This is a genomic window from Streptomyces sp. CAI-85 (assembly GCF_013363615.1).
Classification (GTDB): Bacteria; Actinomycetota; Actinomycetes; order Streptomycetales; family Streptomycetaceae; genus Streptomyces; species Streptomyces antibioticus_B.
In genome coordinates this window covers 38,045-64,384 of the sequence record NZ_JAANNX010000027.1, presented here as the reverse complement: position 1 = coordinate 64,384, position 26,340 = coordinate 38,045, and the positions used below count along the sequence as shown (strand labels likewise).

Below are 26,340 nucleotides of genomic sequence, written 5' to 3'. Positions count from 1 at the left end.
GTGGCCGGGTGACCGACAGCCAAAGACCGCCGCTCGCCGTCTTCGATCTGGACAACACCCTGGCCGACACGGCCCACCGGCAGCGGTTCCTGGAGAGCAGGCCGCGTGACTGGGACGCGTTCTTCGCCGCCGCGCCGCAGGACCCGCCGATCCCGGAGGGCGTCGCGCTGGCCCGGAAGAGCGCCGAGGAGTGCGAGGTCGTCTATCTGACCGGCCGGCCCGAGCGCTGCCGGGCCGACACCCTGGCCTGGCTCGCCGCGCACGGGCTGCCCGAGGGGGACGTGCACATGCGGCGCGACCACGACCGGCGGCCCGCCCGGCGCACCAAGCTGGAGGTGCTGCGCCGGCTCGCCCGCGGCCGGGAGGTGCGGATGCTGGTGGACGACGACGAACTCGTGTGCGTCGACGCCGAACGGGCCGGGTTCACCGTCGTCCGGGCGCGCTGGACGGCCCCCTCCGCCGAGCTGAGGACCGCTCAGGAGGGGGAGGGGCGGACGTAGCCGGCGGCTGCTTCCGTCACTCCGACTCCTCCAGGCGGAAGCCCACCTTCAGTCCCACCTGCCAGTGGGCGATCTCGCCGTCCTCGATCTGCCCGCGCACCTGGGTCACCTCGAACCAGTCCAGGTTGCGCAGGGTCTGCGAGGCGCGGGTGATGCCGTTGCGCACGGCCGCGTCCACGCCCTCCGGCGAGGTTCCGACGATCTCCGTGACCCGGTAGGTGTGGTTCGACATCGGGTGCTCCTCTCGGCCGCGCGGGCGGCGTCGGGTCTGTCACGCGTCACTCCACCGTGCCCCACGCCGCGCCGTGCCGCCATGTGTGGGCCGGGCCCGCACGGTCGGCGGTCAAAAGTCCGATATTGGTATGTATGCGGTGATATAAGGATCATGTGAAGGGGCGTGGTCGTACGCATCGATGGTCCGTGCGGTCGCGCCCGCTATCCGTGATTGGGGGTTTGAAGGAGACCATGCGGCTGTTCAGAGTCCCGATGTCCCGACAGGCGCCGATCCCCGTGGCCCGCCCGCCGGTCCGGCGCGTGGAGACCGGGGCGCACTGGTACCGTCCCACGGCGCTGACCGTGGACGTCCTCGCCGCCGGCCTGCCGATCGCCGCGGCGTTCGTCGAGGTCCATGAGCCCCACCCGCTGCGCCTGGCCGCAGCCTCGGCCCTGCTGTGGCCCCTGATCGGTGTGTTCAGCAAGCGGTACACCCCGCTGGCCTGGGGCGACCGAGGCGGCCTGAGGGCCGTGATACGGGACTGGCTGGTCCTCGTCGGCGCCCTGGCCACGGTCCGGGTCGTCTGCGGTCTGGACAGTGTGCCGGCCGAGGCGTTCACCGCCCTCATCCCGGCGCTCGTCCTCACCGCCGTCTGCCAGAAGGCGATCCACCGTCATCTGCTCGCCGCCCGCCGCAACGCCCGCGCCCTGCGCCATGTGCTGGTCGTCGGCGAGGCCCCCACGGTCGACGCGGTGGTCGAGCAGCTCGCCCAGCGCACCGACCACGAGTACGTCGTCGTCGGCGCCTGTCCGGTGGGCGACGGCGAGATGCGCTCCGGGGTGCCGGAGTACGTACGGCTGCCCGGCGAGGCCCCCGAGTCGCCGGAGACGGACGCGCTCGCCGTGCTCACCGCGGCCGACGAGATCGCGGCCGACCTGGTCTTCGTCGCCCCCGGCCGACTGATGTCCGGGGAGCGGATGCGCCGGCTGTCCTGGGCCCTGCACGACGGGGGCCGCTCGCTCATGGTGCTGCCCGGCATCACCGACGTGGCCCGCCGGCGCATCCGGCTGACCTCGGCGGCCGGTCTCACCCTGCTGCACATCGCGCCGCCCCTCCAGCGCGGTTCGCACACCGTGGCGAAGTCGGCGCTCGACCGGGCCGGCGCCCTCGCCCTGATCCTGTTCTCCTCCCCGCTGCTCGTCCTGCTGGCGCTCGCCGTCCGGCTCGGCTCACCCGGTCCCGTGCTCTACCGCCAGACCCGGGTCGGCCGGCACGGGAAGACGTTCGCCATGTGGAAGTTCCGCACCATGGTGGTCGACGCGGACCGGCTCAAGAGCGGTCTGGAGGCGCAGAACGAGAACGACGGCCATATGTTCAAGATGCGGCGCGACCCCCGGGTCACCCCGGTGGGCCGGATCCTGCGCCGCTACTCCCTGGACGAACTCCCCCAGCTCTTCAACATCCTCTTCGGCCACATGTCCCTCGTCGGGCCGCGCCCGCCGCTGCCCGAGGAGGTCCTCAAGTACAACGGCGTCGAGATGCGCCGGCTCAGCATCAAACCGGGCCTGACCGGACTGTGGCAGGTCAGCGGACGCTCGGACCTGTCCTGGCGCGAGACCGTCGCGCTCGACCTGCGCTACGTCGACAACTGGTCGCTGGCCGGGGACATGAACGTGATGGCCCGCACCCTGCGCGCGGTGCTGGACGGCCAGGGCGCCTACTGAAGCCCCGTACGAGGACGCGGCCCCGATCCCCGCGGGGCCGCGTCCTCGCCGTACGTCCGCCATCCGGGCACGTCTGCCGTCAACACGCGGTGAACCGGGCCGCGGTGTCCCCGGCGGCGTGAAGGATCGCGTCATGGTACAGACCACATCCGCCCGGCCCGCGGTCCCGGCGCGGTCCCTGCGCGGCTTCACCGGCGCCGGATACGACAAGGGGCGCCCACCGCTGATCCAGGCCGCCTGGTACGCCGCGCTCCATCTCCTCTTCGTCAAATGGTGGTTCCCGGCCCGCTGGCGGCCCGCCCTGCTGCGCGCCTTCGGCGCCCGCGTCGGCCGGCGGGTGCTGATCCGGCGCGGGGTACGCGTCCACTGGCCCTGGAAGCTGGACATCGGCGACGACGTCTGGATCGGCGAGGACGCCTGGATCCTCAACCTCGAACCCGTCACCATCGGCAGCGACTGCTGTGTCTCGCAGGGCGCGCTGCTGTGCACCGGGAGCCACCGCCGCCGTTCCGCCACCTTCGAGTTCGACAACGGCCCCGTCCGTCTCGAGCCGGGCAGTTGGGTCGCGGCCCGCGGTGTCGTGCTGCGCGGGGTCACCGTCGGCCGGGGCGCGGTGGTCGGGGCCGGCGCCGTCGCCCACCAGGACCTGGCGTCGGGCGCGGTCCTGACGGCCGGTCAGGCCGGTCGGGCCGGAAAGGCGGTCCCGGCGTGAGAATCGTCCATGTGGTCACCCTCGTCAGCGACGACGGGGCGTTCGGCGGCCCCACCAGCGTGGCCGTCGCGCAACTGGAGGAGTGCGCCGTGCGGGGGCACGACGTGACGCTGGTGTCGCTGTGGCGCGGTGCGGCACCGGCCGCGCCTCGCCTGGGCGGCGTCCGGTTCGTCTCCCGCCCGGCGTGGCGGATCGTCCCCGGCCGGGGCTGCCTCGGCCTGATGCATCCGCTGCTGCTGCGGGACCTGTGGCGGGCCATGGGGCGGGCGGACGTCGTGCATCTGCACGCGGGGCGCGACCTCGTCTCCCTCGCCGGTCTCGCCGTCGCCCGGCTGCGGCGCAAGGAGTTCGTCACCCAGACCCACGGCATGGTCGCGCCCCGCACCGGTGCCGTCGCCCGGCTCTTCGACCGGGCGTTCGTGCCGCTGCTGCGCCGGGCCCGCGGCTGTCTGGTGCTCACCGAGCACGAACGCCGGGACCTGGCGGAGGTGTTGGGCCCCGACGGACCCCCGCTGGTGTCGCTGCCCAACGGCCTGCGCTGCGCCCCCGAGGAGGCGAGCGACGGGGTGCGCGGCGACCGCGAGGTGATCTTCCTGGCGCGGCTGCACCCGCGTAAACGCCCCGAGGCGTTCGTCGAGATGGCCGCCCTGGTCCACAAGGAGCACACCGGCGCCCGGTTCACGCTCTACGGCGCCGACGAGGGATCCCTGCCCGAGGTACGGCGGCTGATCGCCGAGCGCGGACTGACCGGCGTGGTCTCCTACGGCGGCGCGCTGGACCACGACGCGGCGCTGGCCGCCTACCGCCGGGCCGCCGTGTACGTCCTGCCGAGCGTGCGGGAGCCGTTCCCGATGACGGTCCTGGAGGCGCTGGCCGAGGGAACTCCCGTCGTGTGCACGGACAGCAGCGGCATCGCCGCCGAACTGGCGAGCCGGCAGGCCGCGTTGGTGACGGACGGCAGTCCGGAGGAACTCGCGGACGCGGTGGGCCGGTTGCTCGCCGACGCGCCGCTGCGCGGGCGGCTGGCGGCGGCCGGGCGGCGGGCGATCGACGAGGTGTTCTCCATCCGTGCCGTCGTGGACCGGCTGGAGGAGCTGTACCGCGGCCGTCGCGGATGACGACGGCGGGCGGTCCGGCCGCCGTACGCGGCCGGACCGCCCGCGGAGAGCGCGTGCGCGGGGTTCAGCGCACCGGGAGGAGACTCACCGAGCGCAGGATGTCCTCGAAGCGGGACGCGCAGTCCTCCAGGGCGAACTCCCGCTCGGCCAGGGCCCGGCTCTCCTTGCCGAGGGCCTCGGCGCGCGCCGGGTCCGACAGGATGCCGGCGGCCCAGACGGAGGCTTCGTCGAGCGCGGACTCCTCCGGCGCGAAGACCGCCGAGCCCGCCTGGCGCAGCAGGTGGGCGGCCAGATTGCCGGCCGGCATCAGACCGAGCACCGGACGCCCGGCGCACAGATACGACAACGTCTTGGAGGGGACCGAGAACTCCCCGGCGTCCGCGCCGAGGAGCACGACCAACAGGTCGCCGGTGCCCAGGACTTCGGGCAGCCGCTCGTAGGGCTGGAAGGGCAGCAGGGTCAGCTCCACACCCCGGGCGGCCGCCGCCTCGCGCAGCACGGGCACCGCGGGACCGTCGTTGACCACGACCAGCCGTACCGGGCAGCCGCGCCCGCGCAGCCGCTCGGCCAATTGGACCAGCAGTTCCGGGTTGTGCTTGAGACCGAGGGTGCCGGAGTAGAGGACGGTGCGCACCCCGTTCAGACCGTGCTCGGCCGACCAGGCGTTGGCCCGGTCCACCGGCACGATCTCGTCCAGCGGCGCCCAGTTGGGGATGACGGTGACCTTGTCGGCGGTGCCCCACTCGCGGTGGATCCGCAGGAACGAGTCGGCGATCACCACCACGGCCGCGGCCCTGCGCGCGGACCACTTCTCGCCCGCCCCGAAGACCTTGGCCGCGATCCCCATCGAGCGGGCGACGCCCTCGGCGGCGAAACTCTTGAGCGCCACGGCGGTGACGTCCTGGTGCCACAGCACCCAGGGGATGCGCAGCCGCCGCAGCACGGCCGCCGCCACCACCAGCACCGGGATCGGCAGGTTGGACAGCAGCGCCACGTCGGGCTTCTCCCGCCGTACCTGCCGGGCCAGTTCGAGACCGAGCAGGGTCTCCTGGCGCAGACGCCGGACATAGGCGTCCTTCTTCAGCGCGGTGCCGTCCCCGATGGTGGCGAAGCGCAGACCGGGCGTGTCCCCGGCGAGGTTGCCCTTGCCGGAGACGTACGCCGTGCAGGTCGAGTGGACGACGTCATGACCGCGGCGGGCCAGCTCCCGGCTCAACTGCGCCTGGAACGGGTGACCGCTGTAGTCGTGGACGAGGATCCGCATCGGTACTCCCTGTCCTGATGCTCGGTCGGGCATCACTGGTGGGAGCGCTTGACCTGGTCGTAGACCCAGGCGTACGTCTTCTCGAGGCCGTCGAGCAGGGTGACGGACGGCTCCCAGCCGTGGATCTCGCGGATCAGGGTGTTGTCGGAGTTGCGGCCGCGCACGCCCTGCGGGGCGTCGAGGAGATGCTTGCGCTCGCAGCGCACACCGGCGATCCGCTCGACGATGTCCACGAGCTGATTGATCGTCACCAGCTCGGAGGAGCCCAGGTTGACCGGCTCGCCGCTGTCCCCGCGCATGATCATCTGGCTGCCGTGCAGGCAGTCGTCGATGTACATGAAGGAGCGGCTCTGCTCGCCGTCGCCCCAGATCTCGATGCGGTGGTCGCCGCTGAGGACCGCCTCGGCCACCTTGCGGCAGACCGCGGCGGGCGCCTTCTCCCGGCCGCCGGTCCAGGTGCCGTTGGGTCCGTAGACGTTGTGGTAGCGGGCGACGCGGGTGACGAACCCGAAGTCCTCCGCGTAGTGGCGGCACATGCGCTCGGAGAACAGCTTCTCCCAGCCGTAGCCGTCCTCGGGCTGCGCCGGGTAGGCGTCCTCCTCGCGCAGCGCGGTGAGGTTCGGGTCGGTCTGCTTGCCGGCGGCGTACACGCAGGCGGAGGAGGAGTAGAAGTAGCGCTCCACACCGGCCTCGTGGGCGGCGCGCAGCATGTGGGTGCTGGTGAGGACCGACAGCATGCAGGCGGCCTTGTTGTTCTCGATGAAGCCCATGCCGCCCATGTCCGCGGCGAGCATGTACACCTGACGGGCGCCGCGCACCCCGGCGCGGGCGCTCTCCAGGAGCGAGAGGTCGTCGACGACGTTCTCGGCGTCCGGGTGGACCTGGTACCACTCCTGCCGGGGCTTGATGTCGATCGACCGGACGGTCAGCCCCTGGGCCAGGAGGTCGCCCACGAGATGACCACCGATGAATCCCCCGCCTCCGGCGACGACGACGTCGACCTGCTTGCTCATGGCACAACTCCTCTGGGAATCCGGAGATCTGATGTGCGGTCAGTGCGACCGGCGACCATAAGCAATACACATTTGTCGGGATTTACGGGAAATGGCGCGCCGCTCCCGATCATGCGCGTCACCTCGATGACTCTGTCCGGGGAGCGTCCCGTCCAACTGAATGATTTGTGCGCGCCTGGTCTGATTTAGGAGATATGAGCGCTATATATCCTTCAGTGATGTTTCAGCCTAAATACTCGCTCGGCAGAGAGGTCGGGATGCAGGACGCCCGCGTCCGCAGTGTGGCTGCGGTCTTCGTCTGGGCCGTGGTGCTGACCGTCGTGCTTCCGGGGCTGATCCTCCAGGCGCACGGCGTGCGGATCTCGCCCGCCCTCGCCCTCCAGGGCGTCGTCGTGGCGCACTCCGGCGGCGCCCTCGCCCGGGTGCTGACCGCCTCCACCGTGCGGTTCGTCGGCTTCGGGTTCTGGGTCTTCGCCTATGTCTGGCTCGGCCTGGCCCCGCTGGCGATGCTCGCCACCGACACCTACCCGTGGCCCTACCGCGCCGACCAGCTCACCGCCCTCGGCGCCGTGGCCGTCGTCGAACTCGGGCTGCTCGCCTACAGTGCCGGCACGGCCCTCGCCGGCCGGCGCGACCAGGGCCGCGCGGCGAGCGCACCGCCCGGACTCGTCGAGCGCGTCCTCGCCCGGCGGATCGCGCCCTGGCGGCTGATCGCCCTGTGCGCGCTCGCCCTCGGCCTCGCCGCGGTGCTGATCTCCGGCCAACCCGGCCGTCTGGGCGCCTACTTCACCAGCCGGGAGGCCATCACCGAGGCCGGCGGCGAGGACTCCTCGCTGCGCTCGCTGCTCACCTGGTCGCTGTCCGTCCCCGCCTTCTGGGCCCTGCTCGGACTGCTGCGGGTGCCGCGCGCGACCGGCGGCGACCGCTGGCTGCGCGGCGTGCGCTGGCTGCTCCTGCCGGTGCTCGTCGCGCTCAACGTCGTCGTCAACAACCCCATCAGCAAACCGCGGTTCTGGGCCGGCATGGTCCTGCTCACCCTGCTGTTCTCGATCCCCCGGCTGTGCCGGCCCCGGGCCTTCCGCGTCACCGCGGCCGCCCTGATCGCCGCCCTGCTGTTCGTCTTCCCCTACAGCGACTACTTCCGCTACAGCGACCGGGAGGACGTCGCCGTCGTCTCGCTCTCCGAACAGTTCACCGCCAACGGCGACTACGACGCCTTCCAGCAGGTGCAGACCGGCCTCGACCACGCGCGCGACGACGGCCTCTCCCCGCAGAACGTGCTGGGGCCCCCGCTGTTCATGGTGCCGCGCTCGATGTGGCCGGAGAAGCCCGAGGACACCGGCATCGCCCTGGCCCGGTACGCCGGTTACGACTTCCACAACCTCTCCGCGCCGCTGTGGATCGAGAGTTACCTGTGGGCCGGCCCCTTCGCGGTGATCGTGGTGTTCTGCCTGCTCGGCGCCTTCGGCCGGCGGGTCGACGACGTCCGGCACCGGCTGCGCGACCGGGCGGGCGTCCTCGCGGCGCTGCTGGTCCCGGCGTTCGCCTTCTACCAGATGGTCTTCCTGCGCGGCAGCCTGCTCGCCATCGCGGGCCCGCTGACCCTGCTGGTCGCCGTCCCCCTGCTCATCAGCACCCCCACCGCCCGAGCATCCCGGTTCCCCTCAACGGCGATGCCGACCGCACCCAACCGTCACGCATCGATCCCCGGAACAGGAGGGCACCCGTGACCGGCCCCATCCACTTCGACGACCGGTACGACGAGCCGGACCAACTACGCGACCAACTGCGTCGCATCCTTCGGCACCGCATGCTCATCGCGCTGGGGATCCTCCTGGGAGTGACCGGCGGCCTGGCCCTGGCCCAGCACCGCGCCCACACCTACAGCGCCACCAGCGAAGTCCTCGTGCGCTCCACCTTCGACCAGTTCGGCGCGGTGGGCGTCAGCGCCGACAACCAGGTCAGCATGACCACCGAGCAGCAGATCGCCGGCAGCGCCGCCGTCGCCCTGCGCGCCGCCCGCATCCTGGGCCGCCCGGACAGCCAGGCCAACGACTACGCCTCCCGGGTCCGGGTCACCAACCCGCAGAAGTCGCAGGTGCTGCGCTTCGAGTTCACCGCCGCCGGGGCCGACCGCGCCGCCCGCGGCGCCAACGCGTTCGCCGAGGCGTACCTCGCCGACCGCAAGAGCCGCAGCGAGGCCACCGTGCTGCGCGCCACCAAGGCCCTCGACCAGCAGATCGACGTCCTCAACGAGCAGCTCGCCAACGACACGGCGCCCGCCAAGACCGCCGCGCAGAGCCAGCTCTACACCCTCCAGAAGCGGGTCCTGGACATCAAGTCCCGCGACATCGACGCCGGTGACGTCGTCCGCCGCGCCACCGCCCCCGCCCTGCCCATCGGCCCCGGCCTGCGCACCCTGCTCGCCCTCGGCCTGGTCTGCGGTCTGCTGCTCGGCATCGTGCTCGCCTGGGTGCGCTCCTCGGTCGACAACCGGATCCGCTCGGTCGGCGAGGTGCAGGGCGCCCTGCGCGCGCCGGTCCTCGGCATCCTGCCCGCCGACAGCCGCCAGGGCGACACCCTGCTGACCGTCGGCCGCACCGAGGGCACCCGCGCCGAGGCGTACCGGGCGCTCGCCTTCCGGCTGCGCCAGATCGCCGGCACCGCGGGCCCCGGCCGGGTCCTCGTCGTGGCCCCGCGCCACTCCGAGGCCGCCGAGGAGGTCGCCGCCAACCTGGCCGCGGCCCTGGCCGACGACGGCGGTGACGTCCTGCTGGTGGACGCCGCCCCCGACACCTCCGACCTCGCGGCCCGGCTGCCGCTGATGCCGTACGAGGCCCCCACCCTGGAGGAGGCGTTCCTGCCGGCCGGCAGCGTCCTCGTCGAGGCCGACGTCACCGGACGGTTCGCGTTCGCCTCGGGCGGCGCGAACGCCCCGCACGTCCGCGTCGGCGACCGGGACCGCGCGCACGGTGACGGCGACCTGTCGACCGTCGTCGTCACCGGACCGTTCCTCGCGGACGCCGACGCGCTCGCCGTCGCCCAGCGGGTCGACGGCGTCCTCGTCGTCGCCGGTCTCGACGGCACCCGCCGCGACGACCTCCGCCAGGTCGAGGAGCTGATCGGCTGCGCCGGCGGACGCCTCCTCGGCGCCGTCCTCGACGCGGGCCGCCCGCGCCGCAAGCTGCGCGGGCTGCGCCGCCGCCCGAAGTACCGTCCCGTGGCGCACGCCCCGGCGTCGGCCATGGAACTCCCCGTGCAGGACAGCACCCTCACGGTCTCCCGCCGGTGACCGCCCCCGAAGCGGCCGCTCCCACCCGCCCCGGGGCCCCGGCCCCGAGCGGGGTGGCCGCGGCCGCCCGGGGCGGCTGGTGGGGCGTGGCGGGATCCGGCGTCAACGCCGTGTTCTCCTTCCTCCTCGTCGGCCTCATCACCCGCGCCGTCGGCGCCGAGGGGGCCGGCGCGATCTTCACGGGCGTCGCCCTCTTCACCATCCTCAGCAACACCTGCAAGCTCGGCGCCGACACCGGCCTGGTCCGGTTCGTGCCGCGCGACCTCGCCGTCGACGACGGCCGCTCGGTGGACGCCCTGCTGCGCACGGCCGTCCTGCCGGCGGCCGTCGCCGGCACCCTGGCCGCCGTACCGCTGCTGATGTCGCCCGCCGTGGCGACCGCGCTGCTGCCCGACCTGCCCGCGGCGGACGCGATCGCGCTGGTCCGGCTCTTCGGGCTCTTCCTGCCCGCCGCCACCGTCGGCATGGTCCTGCTCGGCGCCACCCGCGGCTACGGCACCGTCGTCCCGTTCGTCGGCGTGGAGCAGATCGGCAAGCCCGTGCTGCGGGTGCTGATCGCCGTCCCCGTGGCGTTCTGGCTGCCCGGGACGCTCGCCCTCGCCTCCGCCTGGCTGCTGCCCGCGTTCGCCGGTTCCGTCGCCGCCTGGGTCTGTCTGCGCCGCTGCCGCGCCGCCCGCCCGCACCCCGCCGGCGGGCCCGGCACCGGCGGATCCTCCGTCACCTGGCGGGAGTTCTGGGGCTTCGCCGGACCCCGTGCGGTCTCCTCCGTCTTCGACATCAGCGCCGTATGGGTCGGCGTCCTGCTGCTCTCCGCGCTCGCCACGGCCGGTGAGGCGGGCGTCTACACCGCGATCGGCCGGGTCGTCACCGCGTGCACCCTCGTCCAGCTCGCCGTACGGCTCGCCGTCGCCCCCGAGATCAGCCGGCTGCTCGCCGTCGACGCCGTCGTCCCCGCGCAGGCGCTGCACCGGATCTCCACCTGCTGGACCGTGCTGTTCTCCTGGCCGCTGTTCGCCGTCGTCGCCTCCTTCCCCGAGACCGTCCTGTCCGTGTTCGGACCGGAGTTCGGCATCGGCGCGCCGGGACTCGTCGTCCTGTGCGCCGCCTCGCTGGTCAACGTCGCGGTCGGCAACGCGCAGACCGTGCTCCTCATGGCGGGCCGCAGCTCCTGGCATCTGGCCGTCACCGCCGCCGCGTTCGGGGTGCAACTGGTCGTCGGGCTGCTCGCCGTACCGGTCTGGGGCGTGCTCGGCGCCGCCGTGTCCTGGGGCGCGGCGATCGTGGTGGAGAACCTCACCGCGGCCCATCTGGTGCGCCGCAGGCTCGGCTTCACCACCGTCGACGGCGGCTACGCCGTGGCCCTCACCGCCGGTCTCCTCGTCACCGTCGTCATGACGGCGACCCGGCTGATGAAAGGTGACACTCCGTCAGGACTCGCCGTGGGGATGGCTTTGGGATTGTGTGTATTTGGTACTAGCTTGTGGCGATATCGGACGTCGCTGGGAGTGAGCGAGCTGGTCGGGGTGCTGCGCCGCCGCGCCGCATGAGCACCCAGTCGGCGTCTCGGTCCGCCTCCCACCCACACCACTGCCCTGGGGTGTCCATTGCGCCTGAGAAAGCTCCGTACGAAGCCGGTCACGAGGGCTGCCGTCACCGTCCTCGTGTGCTCCACCGCCCTCCTCGACGCCTCCCTCGCCGCGGCCGCCGAAGGTGACCCCGCAACGCTCTCCGCCGACCCGCTCGCCACCTGGCAGCCGGAGGGCATCGTCTGGTCGCTGGCCGCCGCGAACGGCGTCGTCTACGTCGGAGGAACCTTCGAGACGGTCCGTCCCCCCGGCGCCGCCCCCGGCCAACAGCAGGTCAAGCGCCGCAACTTCGCCGCGTTCGACGCCAAGACCGGCAAACTGCTGCCCTGCGCACCGGCGTTCACCGGACACAACCACACCGTGCGGGCCATGAAGGCGTCGCCCGACGGCCGGGTGCTGTACGTGGGCGGCTCCTTCGCCCAGGCCGGCTCCGAGAAGGTGGCGAACGTGACGGCCATCGACACCAAGACCTGCGCCGTGCTCAAGCAGTTCAAGCCGGCGGTCTCCGCGACCGTACGGGCCATCGACGCCACCGACGGCACGGTCTACCTCGGCGGCGACTTCGGCAAGGTCGGCGGCCAGGCCCGGCCGCGCATCGCCGCCGTCGACCGCAAGGGCGCCCTGCTGCCCTTCAAGGCCGAGATCGACCAGCCGGTGCGCGCCCTGTCCATCGCGACGAAGCACAAGACGCTCTTCGTCGGCGGGGACTTCGAGGCCGTCAACGGACAGTCCGTCCGCTCGCTGGTCGCCCTCAACCCCGCCACCGGAGCGACCCTGTTCACCTACCCCGGCTGGTTCCCTGCCCAGTCGTCGGTGAAGACCATCGCCCGCGACGACACCCGCTTCTTCGTCGGCGCTGAGGGCCACGGCCCCGGCATCTACGACGGCCGGATCGCGGGCCGGCTCACCAACGGGACCATGGTGTGGAAGGACACCTGCTTCGGCGCCACCCAGTCCGTGGTCCCCTTCAAGGGCGTCCTCTACAGCGCGTCCCACGCCCACAACTGCAACGAGACACCGGGCGGGTTCCCCGAGCGCGGCGACCGCCAGCACCTGCTGGCCCAGTCGGTCGACGACCGCCGGATCCTGCACTGGTTCCCCGACACCAACGGCGGCCTCGGTGAGGAGGTCGGCCCCCGCGCCCTCGTGGTGTCCAAGGGATACCTGTGGGTGGGCGGCGAGTTCACCAAGGTCAACGACAAGCCGCAGCAGGGCCTGACCCGCTTCGGCGACACCGACACCGGGGCGCCGAAGGTGCCCGCGCTCAAGCTGGACAGCGCCCAGCCGGGCAAGGTCACCCTCGCCTGGCGCGCCACCTGGGACCGCGACGACGCCGTCCTGACGTACCGCATCTACCGAGACGGGAAGCTCGTGGCTCGCAAGACGGAACGTTCCACCTACTGGGACATGCCGAGGATGACGTACACCGACACCGTGGCGGCCGGCTCGCGCCACAGCTACCGGATCGAGGTGACGGACGGCACGAACACCTCGGCCAAGTCCGCCGCCCTCGACGTGACCGTGCCGAAGCCGGCCAAGCGCGCGGCGGCCCCCGCGGCCACGCCGGGCGGGACGCCGCAGCAGCGGTCGGCGGTGGAGCCGCAGACGCAGCAGGCGCCGGAGTCCGAGCACGAACAGTCCTGGTCCCCGCGGGAGTTCGCCGAGGCGGCCGCGAACGAGGCCGGTGAGGTGCGATGACCCGTATCGGATTCGCCCCCGGCGTCTACGACCTCTTCCACGTCGGCCACCTCAACATCCTGCGCGAGGCGCGGCGGCACTGCGACCGGCTGGTGGCGGGCGTGACCTCCGACGAACTGACCGAGCGCCTCAAGGGCCGGGCCCCGGTCGTCCCGCTGGCCGAGCGGCTGGAGATCGTCCGCAGCCTCCGCTACGTGGACGACGCGGTGGTGGAGTCGGAGGTCGACAAGCTCAAGACCTGGCGGCGCGTCGGCTTCCACCGGATCTTCAAGGGCGACGACTGGCGCGGCACCCCCAAGTGGCTGGAGCTGGAACGGCGGTTCGCGGAGGTCGGCGTCGACGTCGTCTACTTCCCGTACACCATGCACACCTCGTCCACGATGCTGCGCGGCGCCCTGGAACTGCTCGCCGCGCCGCAGCCGGTGGAGATCCCGTCAGCGCAGCTCCCGGTACCACTTCACCAGGAAGGCGGCCATGAACAGGACATGGGCCGCGAGCAGGGCGCAGTACACCGCAAGGAAGACGTCCTGGCGTCCCAGGAATAGGAAGCTGACGCAGGTCAGACCGTAGTCGACCGGCAGCAGCAGGACGGAGCGGAGCGCCGGGGGCGAGGCGGGCGCGGCCTCGCCCGGGATCCGGCGCTTGAGCTTCTCGGTCAGGATCCCGGCGAAGAAGATCACCACGGCCGCGAGCTGGAAGACCATCGGGGCCAGCAGGAAGACCGGGCTCGGCAGGGTGAAGAAGCGGTAGAACGACACCAGGACGACCAGATGCAGGGCGACGATCTTGACGCAGTCCAGCACATGGTCGAGCCACTCGCCGGACGCGCTGCCCGAGCGCTGGCCCCGGGCGAGCTGACCGTCGGCCGCGTCCAGGGCGAACCCCACCGCCAGGGACGCGGCGACACAGACGGCCAGGGTCGGTCCGGGCGGCACCAGCGCCACCGCCGCCAGGGCCGGGAAGGTGAACAGCGCGCCGAGGACGGTCAGTTGATTCGGTGTGGCGCCCGCCCTGTAGGCCACCGCGGCAAGCAGGCGGCCGGCCGGACGGTTGACGAACCGGGTGTAGAGCGAGGCCCCCTTGGCGGGCTTCTGGGCCGCCGACAGTTGCCTGAGTACCTCGGCGAATTCGGTCATTTCTCTCCTTGAGCGACAAAACCGCTTGAAAGAAGGCAATTATGGCAGAACGGGGAGGTGGGACGGCTCGTGTCAGTCGTCGGCAACTTCTGCGTGGCGGAGCGACGATCCTGGCCGCCACGGCCCTGACCGGCCACAGCGCGTCCGCCGCCGTGGGGCCCGGACGACCCGGCCCGCTGGGACCGGCCGGCGCCGGGCGGCCGCGCTCCGAACTGCTGGCCCGGGTGATCAACGTGGCCGACCTTGGGGCGGTCGGCGACGGACGCACCGACGACAGCGCGGCGTTCGAACTCGCCTACACGCTCGCCGCGAGCCGGGTCACGGGCGGGGTCGGGCGTACGGTCATCGAGATCCCCGCCGGTGAGTTCCTCATCACCCGACCGAACGCGCTCCTCGACGGGGCCGCGCCGCTGCGGCCCGCCAACGGGCTGCGGTACATCGGGGCGGGCAAACGGATGACCACGATCGTGTTCCGCCCGGCGACCGGACCGGGTTCCTTTCTCTGCCGCAACGAGAACATCTGGTCCAACATCGCCTTCGAACGCATCCAGTTCCGCTCGGCCACGCCGGGCGCCTCCTTCTTCAGCTCCTACTCCACCGGCCAGGCGCAGGACTACCGGTTCACCGAGTGCGAGTGGATGGGGGAGTGGGAGTACGGGCTCGCCCTCGACGGCACGGACACCAACTCCGAGATGCGGTGGGAGGCGTGCCGGGTCGGCGGCGCGTACCGCAGGGCCTTCCTCTACTCGGGCCTGTCCCGGCGCGGCCAGACCGATCCGAACCAGCAGGACCAGTTCCTCAACTACTGGTTCACCGACATGAAGGTCGAGTACGAGTGGGGCAACTTCCTGGAGTTCCCCTACGGCGGCTCGATCACCTGCCGGGGCGGCTCCTACATCATGACCGGCACGCGTCCCGAGAACACGCCTGAGTACGGCACGAGCAGCACGTTCTTCCGCTTTCCCGTGCCCCAGCACCACGACTCCGTCCAGCGCTTCCACGCCCAGGACATCCGCTTCGAGGTCCGCAACCCGGACACGCGGGTCATCGACTGCCAGTGGAAGAGCGGCACGGTCCACTTCAGCGACTGCGACGACACCGGGCAGGCGTTCAAGGACTTCGCCCCCGACCTGCGCGCCCACCGCTACACGGTCGGGCCGCGCGGCCCGCTGATCCGCTACGACTCCTGCCAGCTCGTGGGCCGCCACGAGTACCGTGCCCTGGAGCGCGAGGCCCCCGCCCAGACGGTCGCCCGCTACGACATGTGCCTCCTGCGCAGCCACCCCGAGGCCGACTTCGTGGCGACGGAGGGCGCGGCCGCGCGGGAGACGGGCTTCGTCACGTTCATCAACTGCCTGGACGGAACACCGGCCCGCGAATCACCGGCGACGGAGCCGGAACCGGCGGCCCCGGAGGCGGCGGCTGAGCCGGCAGCCCCGGAGGCACCGTCGGCTCCGGCTGGGCAGGGCAAGGCGGAGGCACCCCCCGAGGCCCCGCCCGCCACCGTCCCACCACCCGGACGCTGAGGACGGACCGACCGACCGCACCGCACCGCCCATACGCGATCATGACCCCATGGACACTCGTTTCCTCGGCATACCCGAGCTGACCGACGTCCCGTCCGTGGCGGTCGTGGTCGACGTGATGCGCGCCTACACGGTGGCGGCCTGGGCCTTCGCGCAAGGTGCGGAGAAGATCGTCCTCGCGGAGTCCCTGGACGACGCCCGCTCCCTGAAGGCCCGCCACCCGGACTGGGTGACACTCAAGGACGGCCCACCGTCCCCGGGCTTCGACGCCGTCAACTCACCGGCCCTCCTGAGATCGACCGACCTCACGGGCCGGACCGTCGTCCAGAAGACCACGGCGGGAACGGTCGGCGCACTGGCCGTCAAGGACGCCTCGCTGGTCCTGTGCGCGAGCTTCGTGGTGGCGGAAGCGACGGCACGCGTCGTGCGCACGCGCGCGAACGACGACGTCACCTTCGTGATCACCGGCGAGGACGGCCGCGCGGAGGAGGACCTGGCCTGCGCCCACTACATAGCCCGGAGGATCACCGAACCGAGCACAGACCCGACCGACTACCTTGAACGTGCCGCCAATTCCGGAGCGGCGGCCGAGTTGAGCCAGGGCGTACGCGAGGGATCCCACCCCGACGACGTCCCCCTCTGCCTCGAACTCGACCGCTTCCCCTTCGCGATGCTGGCGACGCAGGAAGACACACTCATGATCCTGCGCCCGCACGCCGTGACGTCGACCGGGACCTGAGGCAATGGCGGACGAAGACGCATCGGCGAGGTACTGGCCCGGCACCGGTCCTTCGAGGCTCGGTTCGAACGGTGCGGCCGGTTTCCCGGAGTGCTGTATCAGTGGACCAGGCCGAGGCCGACCTGCGCACCGGCCTCCCTGTTGTCGCGCAGATCTCGTCAGTCGACTTGCTGGTCCACGACGGGACGCGGTGGCGAGGGCGGGCCTCTTTCCCGCTCTCGCCACCGGACGTCTGATGCTCAGCGGGCCACGCTGAGTGACAGTGCGAAGCGGCCCGCCTCGTCCGTCCACCAGTGGGTCAAGTGCAGTTCCGCCGCAGCGAGTTCATTGCGGACTCCTGACTCTCTGAACTTTGCTGAGATCTCCGTGTGGAGTTCCTCGTCGGTGGTGAAGTCCACTGCCAGGTCCAGGGCTGGGATTTTTACCGTTTGGGCCGTGCGGGAGCGGAGGCGCATTTCGATCCACTCGTTCTGGGTGTCCCAGAGGGCTACGTGGTCGAAGGCGGTGGGGTCGAAGTCGGCGCCCAGTTCGCGGTTGACGACGGACAGGACGTTCTTGTTGAACGCGGCTGTGACGCCGGCCGCGTCGTCGTAGGCCCTGACGAGGATCTCCTCGTCCTTGACCAGGTCGGTGCCCAGGAGGAGGGCGTCGCCGGGGGAGAGGAGGGTGCGGACCGAGGTGAGGAACTCGGCTCGTTCCGTGGGGAGGAGGTTGCCGATCGTGCCGCCCAGGAAGGCGACCAGGCGGGGGCCCGGGGTGTCGGGGAGTTCCAGGCGGGCCGTGAAGTCGGCGATCAGGGCGTGTACATGGAGGCCGGGGCGTTCGGCGATCAGGGCCTGGCCGGCCTGGGTCAGAGCCGTTTCGCTCACGTCGACCGGTACGTAGGTGTGGAGTTGGGTGAGGGCGTCGATGACGAGGCGGGTTTTTTCGGAGGAGCCCGAGCCCAGTTCGATCAGGGTGCGGGCGGCCGTCGCCGTTGCGATGTCCGGCGCGCGGGTCGTGAGGATCTCGCGCTCCGCCCTCGTGGGGTAGTACTCCGGGAGTTCGGTGATCTGCTCGAACAGTTCGCTGCCGTGCGCGTCGTAGAACCACTTCGGCGGCAGGGTCTTGGGCGTCGTGGTGAGGCCGTGCCGGACGTCGGCGCGCAGCGCGGCGTCGGTGGCGTCCTCGGGGAGGGTGCGGGTGATCTGGAACGGACTCACGTGCCGGTCTCCTTGGGTGGTGCGGGTGGTGCGGGTACCGCGGCGGTGCTCGGGTCCTTGAGCGGGGTCAGCAGGACGTCCGTGCCGTCCGCCACCAGCAGGGTGCGGTCGGGGACCTCCCGCCAGCGGGGATCGTCGTCGTAGGGCTCGGAGGCCACGGCCGTGCCCCCGTCGGGCTCCGTCAGATACCAGAGGGTGTCGCCCCAGGCGGTCGCGATGATCGCGGTGCCGTCGGTGAGCAGCAGGTTGAGGCGGGAGGCGGGGGCCGCCGCGGCGACCTCCAGCACCGTGTCCGCGAGCGCCTGGCCCGCCGCGTCGCCAGCCCGCAGCCGCGCCAGGACCAGCGCCCACACGAACGCGGAGTCGGTGCGGGCCTCCATCGACAGCAGATCGGCCGCGGGCAGCGTCCGGGTCAGCGCGGCCAGGGACCCGGGCCACCCCGGCACCGCCCCGTTGTGGCTGAACAGCCAGGTCCCGGCCGCGAACGGCGCCGCCGCGGCCTCCGCGTCCGCCCCGGACAGCGTCGCATCCCGTACGGCGCCCAGCAGCGCGCCCGAGCGGACCACCCGGGCCAGGTCGGCGAAGGACAGGTCCGCCCACACCGGCCCGGCGCGACGGTAGCGGGCCGGCACCGGATCCCCGGCCGCGTACCAACCCACGCCGAAACCGTCAGCGTTGACCGTGCCATACCGCTGCCGCCGGGGCGCCCACGACTGGCGGTACAGGCCGTGCCCGGGCTCCACGAGGACGCTGCCCAGCGTCACCTCGGGGCCCAGGTAGGCGATATGACGGCACATCAGACGGCCCCCGAGCGGGCGGTGCGGAAGCCGGAGAAGATCTGCCGCCGGATCGGATAGTCCCAGTTGCGGAAGGTGCCCCGGCAGGCCACCGGGTCCACCGCGAACGAACCGCCGCGCAGCACCTTGTACTCGGGGCCGAAGAACACCTCCGAGTACTCCTTGTACGGGAACGCCCGGAACCCGGGGTAGGGCAGGAAGTCGCTCGCCGTCCACTCCCAGACATCGCCGATCAACTGCCGTACCCCGAGCGGGGATTCACCGGCCGGATAGCTGCCCGCCGGTGCGGGGCGCAGATGGCGCTGGCCGAGGTTGGCGTGCTCGGGTCCGGGATCGGCGTCGCCCCACGGGTAACGCATCGAGCCGCCGGTCGCCGGGTCGAAGCGGGCCGCCTTCTCCCACTCGGTCTCGGTGGGCAGCCGGCGTCCGGCCCAGCGGGCGTAGGCGTCGGCCTCGTACCAGCACACGTGCAGCACCGGCTCGTCGGGCGGCACGACCTCGGTGATCCCGAACCGGCGGCGCAGCCACTGCCCGCCGTCGAGATGCCAGAACAGCGGGGCGCGCAGCCCGTGCCGCCTGACGTGCGCCCAGCCCTCCTTCGTCCACCAGCGCTCGTCGTCGTAGCCGCCGTCGTCGATGAACGCCCGGTAGGCGCCGTTCGTCACCGGGGTGGTGTCGATGAAGAAGGGGGCCACTTCCCGCCGGTGCGCGGGGCGTTCGTTGTCCAGCGCCCAGGGCTCGCCCGAGGTGCCCATGGTGAACTCGCCGCCGGGGACCAGGACTTCGGCCGAGCCGGTGAACAGCGGGGCAGGTTCCGGGTCGGGGGCGGTCAGGGCCTGGGGGCCGGTGCGGAGCTGATGGGTGATCAGCATGGTCTCGTCGTGCTGCTGTTCGTGCTGGGCGATCATCCCGAAGGCGAACCCGGCCTCGGTCAGCCGGCTGCCGTCGAAGCGTGCCGACTCCAGCAGGTCCAGCACCCGGCCGCGGACCTCCGCCGCGTACCTGCGTGCCTCGGCGGGCGGCAGCAGCGGCAGCGACGGCCGTTCGGAACGCGCATGCTCGAAGGCGTCGTACAGGCCGTCGATCTCGGGCCGCATCGCCTCCCGGCCGGCCACCGTGCGCAGCAGCCACAGCTCCTCCTGGTTGCCGATGTGGGCCAGGTCCCAGACCAGCGGTGACATCAGCGGGGAGTGCTGGGCGGTGAGGTCGGGGTCCTCGACGCAGCTCGTCAGCAGCGTGGTGCGCTCGCGCGCGGTGGTCAGGCCGGACAGCGCGCGGGCGCGGAGGGTGTCGGAGTCGGTCGCGGCGTCCAGGGCGGTCTCGGTCATGACAGGAGGTCCTTCCCGTGCGCGCGGGTGTGCGTGCCGCGCAGGCGGTCGAGCTGGTCGTCGGCGGGGGTGCGGCCGGTCAGCACATAGCGGTCCCGGTACGCCGTGACGGCGTCCACGAGGGTGGGGCCCGCCCCGATCCGGGGCAGTGCGTCCAGCGCGGCCGCGAAGCAGATCTCGGCGGCCTCCCGCAGCTCGGGGTCGGTGAGCCCGTCCCGGGCCGCGTCGATCCACAGCGGATTGTGCGGGGCGGGCAACGGCCCCGCCCGCTCGGCCAGCGGTTTCACGGCGCGGTAGGCGGTCTCGGCGGCCTGCTGGTCGTCGAAGAGCGCCGTCGTCACCGCCACCGGCACCGTCCAGCCGTCCTCGCCGGACTGGGCGTCGATCATCCGCAGTTCCAGATGGCCGCGCGGTCTGACCGGCGGGAACAGGGTGGTGAGGTGGTAGTCGAGATCGGCCCGGGTGGGGGACCCGGTGCGGGTCCACTCGCGGAACGACAGCCGCTCGGGCACCTCCCACGGACCGCTGTCACGCCGTACGCACATCACCGGCGCGTCCAGGACGTGCCGGGCCCACGTCTCGCGCGGGTCGCCGTCCAGGACGGGCGCGCCCGCGCGGCCGGCGCCGATCTCCATCCACAGGAGCTGCCGGCTGGACCGCCAGCCGGTGGGGGCGCCGCGCAGGAACGGCGAGTTGGCGAACGCGGCCGTCAGGACCGCGCCCAGGGTGTGCGCCAGCCACCAGCGCCGCCCGTGCCCCAGCGGGCCGGGCTCCTCGTGACCGGCGTCCAGACAGACCTGGACGGAGGCCGAGGTGCACATCATGGCGCGGCCGGCCGGTCCGGTCCGGTCCAGGCACGCCTCCATGGCGTCGTACCGGGGCTCGCGCAGAAAACGGCGGGGGGTCCGCCAGGGGTCGGTGCCCAGGCCCACCAGGGTGAGGTTCTGCTCCCGCAGGGCCGCGCGGACGGCCTTCAGATCGGCGGAGACGGTGTCGACGACGTCCGTCAGGGAGGCGGCGGGCGGCGAGCTGAGTTCTAGCTGGCCGCCGGGTTCGACGGTGAGCGCCGAGCCCAGGGGCACGCTCTCCAGTGCGGCGTAGGCCGCGTCGAGTCGTTCGGGTGTCACGGGGAGCCGCGGCGAGCGCAGCTCGTGTATCAGCCATTCCAGCTCGATCCCCACGGTGGTGGGCGGGCCGGTCTTGAAGCAGATGCCCCGGACGAGGGCCTCCACCTCGGCTTCGGACAGGGGGTCGCGGTGCTCCGTACAGTCGGTCGGGTCGGTGCTGTCGCTGGCCGAATCGGACATGTCGGGATCCTCCTGAGATTCCACCATGCCACCGGTCGTGCCTCGGGGCGGCCCGACCGGGATCGCTCGTCCCACCCAAGACCCTCGTTCCGAATCCCACAAGGGTGCACATCGGCGGATCCGGGACCGGGAAGCTCCGGTTCCGTGCCGCTTTCGGGCCGTTTCCTGGGCGTTCACGACGCTGCGCCGCCGTCTTCCCGCGCCGGAAAACGCGTTGCACGGCGGATCCAGGATCGCTCACGATGCGTGCATGAGCACGACGGGGGATACGTACGGTGTCCGTGCGACCGCATGGCGTGCGCGCACGGCGTCCACGGGGGTGGCGCCGTGAGCGCACGGCTGCGCGGCATCGCGCGCGAGACGGAACAGATCGTCGCGGCGGGCGCCTACCGCGCCCCCGACGGGCGCGAGGTGAGCATCGCGGCGGCCGTCGAGGCCGCCCGGGCGGGGACCCGTATGGCGGGGCCGGGGCCGGTCGAGGTGCCGGCGCCGCGGGACGGGGCGGCGCCGGTGCGCACGGCCGTCGAGGTCACCGGCGAGAGCAGCACCGAGGCCGCCCGCCGCCTCGCGGACCGGCCCGTCGCCGTGCTCAACTTCGCCTCCGCCCGCAACCCCGGCGGCGGCTATCTCAACGGCGCGCAGGCGCAGGAGGAGGCGCTCTGCCGGGCCTCCGCGCTGTACACGTGTCTGCGGGAGGCGCCCGGGTTCTACGCCCACCACCGCGCACACCGGGACCCGTTCTACTCCGATCGGGTCATCCACTCCCCGGCCGTCCCGGTCTTCCGCGACGACCGCGGCCGGCTGCTGGACGACCCCTTCACGGCCGGATTCCTCACGGCCGCCGCGCCGAACGCGGGCGTGGTGCTGCGCACCGCCCCCGAGCGCGCGGCCGCCCTCCCGGCCGCCCTGGCCGTCCGCGCCGAACGGGTGCTGGAGACGGCCGCCGCCCACGGCTACCGGCGCCTGGTGCTGGGCGCCTGGGGCTGCGGGGTGTTCCGCAACGACCCGGCGCAGGTGGCGGAGGCGTTCCGCGCCCTGCTCACCCCCGACGGCCGCTTCGGGCGCACGTTCGAGCAGGTGGTGTTCGGGGTGCTCGACCGGACGCCGGGCGGCGTGGTGCGCCGCGCCTTCGAGGAGGCGTTCGCCGGCTTTCCGGCCGGGTAGCCGGGCAAGGGCTTTCCGCGGCCCGGTGAGGGCTCCCCGGCCCGGCGGGCGCCGGGCTCAGGTCCAGCCGTACCGCTCGTACAGCCGTTGCCTGACCAGGTTGAACCGCATCCGGTCCAGGGCGCACGCCTCGCGGCGCATACCGTCCTCGTGCAGTCGCAGCACCCGGTCCACGTCCACCCAGGAGTCGCGCCCGGACTTGTCCCAGGGGCCGCTGCCGATCGCCACCCACTCCCGGTCGCCGTCATGGCGCTTGCTGGAGAGCTGTACGGCGAGCAGGGTGCCGCCCGCCTCACGGGCCACCACAAGCACCGGACGGTCCTTGCCCCGGCCGTCGTTCTCCTCGAACGGCACCCAGGTCCAGACGATCTCACCGGGGTCGGGATCGCCGTCGTACGCGGGCGAGTACTCCGTACGCACCCGGCCCACCTCGCGCGGGTCGGCCTCGGTGGTGGCGGTGGGGCCGGTACGGCCCGGAACGTATCCATCGGTAAACGCGGTCACGGGGGCACCCTAAGGGCTGCCCCCGTGACCTTCTCACCCGGTCTCGCTATCCCTCGACCGGCACCTTCTGCGCCGGAGGCGGCGCGGCGCCCCCGTTCACCGGCGAAGTCCCTTGCGGGGAGGCGCCGTTCTGGATCGGGGACGGGCCGTTCTGGTTCATGGACGCCAGAAGCTGACGGGCCAGCCCCAGCCCCGTGCCGCCCATCGTGAGCGCCTTCGCGAACAGATCGGCCATGCCGTCCGCGCCGTTGAGCAGCACCATGTTGTCGACGTTGCCGAACGCCGACGCCCCGGCCTGCACGATCTCCGGCCACTTCTCCGCGAGTTGCTGGGCGACCACGGCCTCCTGGTTCTCGGCGAGGGCGGCCGCCCGCGCCTTGATCGCCTCCGCCTCGGCGAGCCCCTGGGCCCGGTTCGCCTCGGCCTGCGCCAGACCCTTGGCCTGGGTCGCGGCCGCCTCCGCCTCACCGGTGGCCCGCGTCTCCGCCGCCCGCGCCTCCGCGACCGAGATCAACGCGTCCCGCTCGGCCTCGGCCAGCGTCCGCTTCTCGTACGCCCGCGCGTCGGCCGGCTTGCGGACATCGGCCTGGAGCTGCTGCTCACGCCGCTGCGCCTCCAGTTCGGCGACCCGTGTCTCCTGGACGACGACCTCCTGGCGGGCCGCGGCGTCCGCGAGCGGTCCGGCCTGCCGCGCCTTGGCGTTGGCCTTGTCCTGCTCGGCCTGGTAGCCGGCCTTGAGGATCTCGCTGTCCCGGGTGGCCTCGGCCATCCGCCCGAACGCCAACTGCTCGGCCTCGGTGGCCAGTCGGTCGGCCTCGGCCTGCGCGATGCGCGCGTCCCGGCGCACCGCCGCCAGATGCGGCGCGGACAGGTTCTTGATGTAGCCGGTCGGGTCCTCGATCTCGTGGATCTGGAGCGAGTCCACGATCAGACCCAGCTTCTCCATCTCCGTACCGCACGCGGCACGCGCCTGACCGGTCAGCTTCTCCCGGTCCCGGATCATGTCCTCGACCGTCAACCCGCCCACGATCGCCCGCAGATGACCGGCGAACACGGTGTGCACGCGCTCCGCCATCAGCTTCTGCTGGTCGAGGAAGCGGCGGGCCGCGTTGGCGATCGACACGAAGTCGTCGCCCACCTTGAAGATGACCACGCCCCGCACCTTCAGCGGAATGCCCTGGTGGGTCACGCAGTCGACGTGCAGTTCCGTCTGGTTCAGATCGAGCGAGAGCTTGCGGACCGCCTGCATCCCGGGCGTCACCAGCGTGCCCCGCCCGGTGACGATCCGGAAGCCCATGCCCTCCTCCAGGCCCTCCAGTTTGTGCTTCGAACCGGAGATGATGAGCGCCTCGTTGGGCTCGGCGACACGCCACATCAACTTGAACGCACCGATCAGGACGAGGACGACGCCTAACGCCGCCCCGACGACGAATCCGACTTCCATGGGCATGCACTCCCCCGGTGCGGGGTGCCCTCACGGCACCGATGTAACGGGAGTGTGGGCCCGCGCGCCGAGGCGTGTACAGGGACGGCCGAACCGCTGTTGCCCGCTTGGTACATACGGCACACGCCGGACACGCTCCGAGCCGACGGACCGTCAACTCCCGTACATCGCCGCGACATAGACGGTCCGGGGCGCCAGGTACTCCACCACGGTGACCATGGTCCCGCGCTCGATGCGTTCGGTGCCGGAGGCGGGATAGGCGAGGAAGTGCTCGGCCCCGCCCCGCACCCGGACGATCACCTCGCCGACGAGCCCGGGCCCGACCGTTCCGGTGACCCGCCCCATGAGCCCGACCATCGACGCTTCGTCCATGGTCACAGGGTAGGCGCCGGTGACCGTCGACGGCCTCGGTCCGGGACGGGAACGGGGCGGAAACGAGGGCCGCTCACACCGCCGGCAGCGCGTCCGGCGGCGCGGAGTCCACGGCCGCCCCGCCCGCGTGGTCGGTGGGGGGCCGGCGCTCGTACCACCGCAGGTCCGCCTCCAGTTGGGCGGCGAGCGAGATCAGCAGCGGCTCGCTGTGGGCCGGGCCGAGGAGCTGGGCGCCGACCGGCAGACCGGCGGACGTGAACCCGGCGGGGACGTTGACACCGGGCCAGCCGAGCACGTTCCACGGCCAGGCGTAGGGGCAGGCGGCGATCATCGCCCGGTCGGTGGCGAACCCGCTCAGCTCCCGCATCGCCCCGATGCGCGGCGGGGGAGCGGCCGTCGTGGGCGCGAGGACGACGTCGTACGACGTGAAGAAGCCGCCGATACGGCGGTGCAGGACCGCCTCCGCGCGCCGTGCCGCCCGCAGCGGGGCACCGGCGAGCAGCCGGCCCAGCCGGGCGGCGCCGAGGGTGCGCCGGTCGAGGAGGGCGGGGAAGGGCGCGTCGGCGACCCACTCGGCGATGCCGGCGGTCGCGCGCGGCACGAAGGTGAGCCCGATCTGCCCGTACGGCGGGTCGGCCTCCTCGACGTGGTGTCCCAAGGCGGCCAGTTTCTCGGCGAGTTCGACCACCCGTGCGCGCACCTCGGGGAGCAGCCGGGCCGGTACCGCGGTGAACGGCGGCTTCAGCGCGAGCGCGATCCGCAGCCGCCCGGGGTCGCGGCCGACGGCCGCCGAGGCGTCGACGGCGGGCGGCCGGTGCGGGTCGAGGTCGTGGTTGCCGCTCGACGCGTCGAGCAGCAGGGCGGCGTCGGCGACCGTGCGGGCCAGGGTGCCGTTGACGGTGATGCCCTGGAAGGACTCGCCGCGCGGCCAGGTCGAGACGCGCCCGCGCTGCGGCTTGATGCCGACGAGATGCGTCCAGGAGGCGGGGATACGGACCGACCCGGCGCCGTCGGAGCCCAGCGCGGCCGGCACCAGCCCCGCCGCGACGGCCGCCGCCGAGCCGCCGGACGAGCCGCCCGGCGTGTGATCGGTGTGCCACGGATTGCGGGTCGCGCCGAAGGCGGGGCCCTCGGTGAACGGCCACTGGCCCAGCTCGCAGGTGTTCGTCTTGCCGACGATCACGGCCCCGGCGGCACGCAGCCGCCGGACCGCCTCGCCGTCCCGGTCGACCGCCGGGTAGGCGCCCGGGCAGCCGAAGGCGGTGGGCTCGCCGGCCACGTCCATGTCGTCCTTCACGGCGACCGGCACTCCGAGCAGCGGGGCACGCCGCCCGGCCGCCAACTCCCGGTCCGCCGCGTCGGCTTCGGCGAGCGCGGCCTCGGCCCGCACGATCCGGAAGGCGTTGAGCGAGTCCTGCGTGGCGCCGATCCGGGCCAGACTCCGTTCGACGAGCTGCCGGGAGGTCACCTCCCCGTCGGCCAGAGCGCGGGCGGACTCGGCCAGGCCATGGGCACGGTCGAGCGTCATTGCGGGACCACCTCCGGGTGCACGATGTCTACCGGAGAGTAACTCCCGAACGCGGGGAGCCGTACAGGTTTCGCACAGGTGGCGTACGGGGCGTGTTGAAAGTGTTGACGTGCACCTGTCGTGGGCCTACTTTCTGCACGACTTGTCGAACCATGTTCGATATGCCGGACGA

23 protein-coding genes and 1 pseudogene are annotated in these 26,340 nt (G+C 72.5%); 12 read left to right on the top strand and 12 right to left on the bottom strand.

Features of this window, described 5'->3' with window-relative positions; translation table 11 throughout:
* Nucleotides 1-8 precede the first annotated feature (8 nt).
* Nucleotides 9-500, top strand: coding sequence for an HAD family acid phosphatase (locus G6W55_RS24875; RefSeq protein WP_085206852.1), 492 nt, complete (start codon nt 9-11; stop codon nt 498-500).
* 16 nt (nt 501-516) lie between these two features.
* Here the strand turns inward: G6W55_RS24875 and G6W55_RS24870 are convergent, their stop codons facing one another.
* Nucleotides 517-732, bottom strand: a complete 216-nt coding sequence (locus G6W55_RS24870; RefSeq protein ID WP_078636179.1) for a dodecin — start codon at nt 730-732, stop codon at nt 517-519.
* A 233-nt stretch (nt 733-965) separates the two neighbouring features.
* Between G6W55_RS24870 and G6W55_RS24865 the strand changes: the two genes are divergently transcribed.
* From G6W55_RS24865 to G6W55_RS24855, 3 genes are all read left to right on the top strand, one after another.
* On the top strand, nt 966-2,438 hold the full coding sequence (locus G6W55_RS24865) for a sugar transferase (protein ID WP_175523056.1): 1,473 nt from the start codon (nt 966-968) through the stop codon (nt 2,436-2,438).
* Between the two features lie 133 nt (nt 2,439-2,571).
* Nucleotides 2,572-3,150 (top strand): DapH/DapD/GlmU-related protein, encoded by a 579-nt coding sequence (locus G6W55_RS24860; protein WP_175523055.1) that lies wholly within the window; start codon nt 2,572-2,574, stop codon nt 3,148-3,150.
* Nucleotides 3,147-4,268 (top strand): glycosyltransferase, encoded by a 1,122-nt coding sequence (locus tag G6W55_RS24855; protein ID WP_078636181.1) that lies wholly within the window; start codon nt 3,147-3,149, stop codon nt 4,266-4,268. Before G6W55_RS24860 ends, G6W55_RS24855 begins: the two co-directional genes overlap by 4 nt.
* A 64-nt stretch (nt 4,269-4,332) precedes the next feature.
* On the opposite strand, the gene G6W55_RS24850 is transcribed toward G6W55_RS24855, so the two are convergent.
* Both G6W55_RS24850 and G6W55_RS24845 read right to left on the bottom strand, forming a co-directional pair.
* The gene (locus G6W55_RS24850; protein ID WP_078636182.1) at nt 4,333-5,532 is read right to left on the bottom strand and encodes a glycosyltransferase family 4 protein; all 1,200 of its coding nucleotides are present in this window, start codon (nt 5,530-5,532) and stop codon (nt 4,333-4,335) included.
* Nucleotides 5,533-5,564: 32 nt separating this feature from the next.
* A complete protein-coding gene (locus tag G6W55_RS24845; RefSeq protein ID WP_175523054.1) occupies nt 5,565-6,545 on the bottom strand; it encodes an NAD-dependent epimerase/dehydratase family protein in 981 nt (326 codons plus the stop codon).
* Nucleotides 6,546-6,763: 218 nt separating this feature from the next.
* Here G6W55_RS24845 and G6W55_RS24840 point away from each other — a divergent pair, with 218 nt between their 5' ends.
* From G6W55_RS24840 to G6W55_RS24820, 5 genes and pseudogenes are all read left to right on the top strand, one after another.
* The gene (locus G6W55_RS24840; RefSeq protein ID WP_245177862.1) at nt 6,764-8,275 is read left to right on the top strand and encodes a hypothetical protein; all 1,512 of its coding nucleotides are present in this window, start codon (nt 6,764-6,766) and stop codon (nt 8,273-8,275) included.
* A complete protein-coding gene (locus G6W55_RS38935; protein ID WP_175523053.1) occupies nt 8,272-9,837 on the top strand; it encodes a hypothetical protein in 1,566 nt (521 codons plus the stop codon). The genes G6W55_RS24840 and G6W55_RS38935 overlap by 4 nt, the downstream gene beginning before the upstream one ends.
* Nucleotides 9,834-11,384 carry an oligosaccharide flippase family protein gene (locus tag G6W55_RS24830; RefSeq protein ID WP_175523052.1) on the top strand — a complete coding sequence of 517 codons (1,551 nt, stop codon included), beginning with the start codon at nt 9,834-9,836 and terminating at the stop codon, nt 11,382-11,384. Before G6W55_RS38935 ends, G6W55_RS24830 begins: the two co-directional genes overlap by 4 nt.
* A gap of 114 nt (nt 11,385-11,498) precedes the next feature.
* Nucleotides 11,499-13,121, top strand: a complete 1,623-nt coding sequence (locus G6W55_RS24825; RefSeq protein WP_309243814.1) for a fibronectin type III domain-containing protein — start codon at nt 11,499-11,501, stop codon at nt 13,119-13,121.
* Nucleotides 13,118-13,534, top strand: a pseudogene (locus G6W55_RS24820) (adenylyltransferase/cytidyltransferase family protein); the annotation flags it as partial. The gene G6W55_RS24825 and the pseudogene G6W55_RS24820, both read left to right, overlap by 4 nt.
* Nucleotides 13,535-13,555: 21 nt before the next feature.
* On the opposite strand, the gene G6W55_RS24815 reads toward G6W55_RS24820, so the two are convergent.
* Nucleotides 13,556-14,257: a CDP-alcohol phosphatidyltransferase family protein gene (locus G6W55_RS24815; RefSeq protein ID WP_175523051.1), complete on the bottom strand. Its 702-nt coding sequence runs from the start codon at nt 14,255-14,257 to the stop codon at nt 13,556-13,558.
* Between the two features lie 41 nt (nt 14,258-14,298).
* On the opposite strand from G6W55_RS24815, the gene G6W55_RS24810 reads away from it, so the two are divergent.
* The gene (locus G6W55_RS24810) at nt 14,299-15,783 is read left to right on the top strand and encodes a glycoside hydrolase family 55 protein (protein WP_254876432.1); all 1,485 of its coding nucleotides are present in this window, start codon (nt 14,299-14,301) and stop codon (nt 15,781-15,783) included.
* 49 nt (nt 15,784-15,832) lie between these two features.
* Entirely contained in the window at nt 15,833-16,522 is a 690-nt protein-coding gene (locus G6W55_RS24805; RefSeq protein ID WP_175523050.1) for a 2-phosphosulfolactate phosphatase, read from the top strand.
* Between the two features lie 239 nt (nt 16,523-16,761).
* Here G6W55_RS24805 and egtD read toward each other — a convergent pair whose 3' ends face one another.
* From egtD to egtA, 4 genes are read right to left on the bottom strand one after another with little or no spacing between them, the layout of a single operon-like run.
* Nucleotides 16,762-17,724, bottom strand: coding sequence for an L-histidine N(alpha)-methyltransferase (gene egtD, locus G6W55_RS24800; RefSeq protein ID WP_175523049.1), 963 nt, complete (start codon nt 17,722-17,724; stop codon nt 16,762-16,764).
* Nucleotides 17,721-18,521 (bottom strand): ergothioneine biosynthesis protein EgtC, encoded by an 801-nt coding sequence (gene egtC / locus G6W55_RS24795; protein ID WP_175523048.1) that lies wholly within the window; start codon nt 18,519-18,521, stop codon nt 17,721-17,723. Before egtC ends, egtD begins: the two co-directional genes overlap by 4 nt.
* On the bottom strand, nt 18,521-19,849 hold the full coding sequence (gene egtB, locus G6W55_RS24790; protein ID WP_175523047.1) for an ergothioneine biosynthesis protein EgtB: 1,329 nt from the start codon (nt 19,847-19,849) through the stop codon (nt 18,521-18,523). The genes egtC and egtB overlap by 1 nt, the downstream gene beginning before the upstream one ends.
* Nucleotides 19,846-21,156 (bottom strand): ergothioneine biosynthesis glutamate--cysteine ligase EgtA, encoded by a 1,311-nt coding sequence (egtA, locus tag G6W55_RS24785; protein ID WP_175523046.1) that lies wholly within the window; start codon nt 21,154-21,156, stop codon nt 19,846-19,848. Before egtA ends, egtB begins: the two co-directional genes overlap by 4 nt.
* 327 nt (nt 21,157-21,483) lie before the next feature.
* On the opposite strand from egtA, the gene G6W55_RS24780 reads away from it, so the two are divergent.
* Nucleotides 21,484-22,320 (top strand): TIGR02452 family protein, encoded by an 837-nt coding sequence (locus tag G6W55_RS24780; protein ID WP_175523045.1) that lies wholly within the window; start codon nt 21,484-21,486, stop codon nt 22,318-22,320.
* A 57-nt stretch (nt 22,321-22,377) separates the two neighbouring features.
* Here G6W55_RS24780 and G6W55_RS24775 read toward each other — a convergent pair whose 3' ends face one another.
* The 4 genes from G6W55_RS24775 to G6W55_RS24760 form a co-directional block, all read right to left on the bottom strand.
* The gene (locus G6W55_RS24775) at nt 22,378-22,824 is read right to left on the bottom strand and encodes a type II toxin-antitoxin system PemK/MazF family toxin (RefSeq protein WP_078636194.1); all 447 of its coding nucleotides are present in this window, start codon (nt 22,822-22,824) and stop codon (nt 22,378-22,380) included.
* Nucleotides 22,825-22,870: 46 nt separating this feature from the next.
* Entirely contained in the window at nt 22,871-24,274 is a 1,404-nt protein-coding gene (locus G6W55_RS24770) for a flotillin family protein (protein WP_175523044.1), read from the bottom strand.
* A 147-nt stretch (nt 24,275-24,421) separates the two neighbouring features.
* Nucleotides 24,422-24,646 carry a hypothetical protein gene (locus tag G6W55_RS24765; RefSeq protein ID WP_037875992.1) on the bottom strand — a complete coding sequence of 75 codons (225 nt, stop codon included), beginning with the start codon at nt 24,644-24,646 and terminating at the stop codon, nt 24,422-24,424.
* A 67-nt stretch (nt 24,647-24,713) separates the two neighbouring features.
* Complete coding sequence (locus G6W55_RS24760; protein ID WP_175523043.1) at nt 24,714-26,168, bottom strand: amidase; 1,455 nt, start codon at nt 26,166-26,168, stop codon at nt 24,714-24,716.
* Nucleotides 26,169-26,340: the final 172 nt, after the last annotated feature.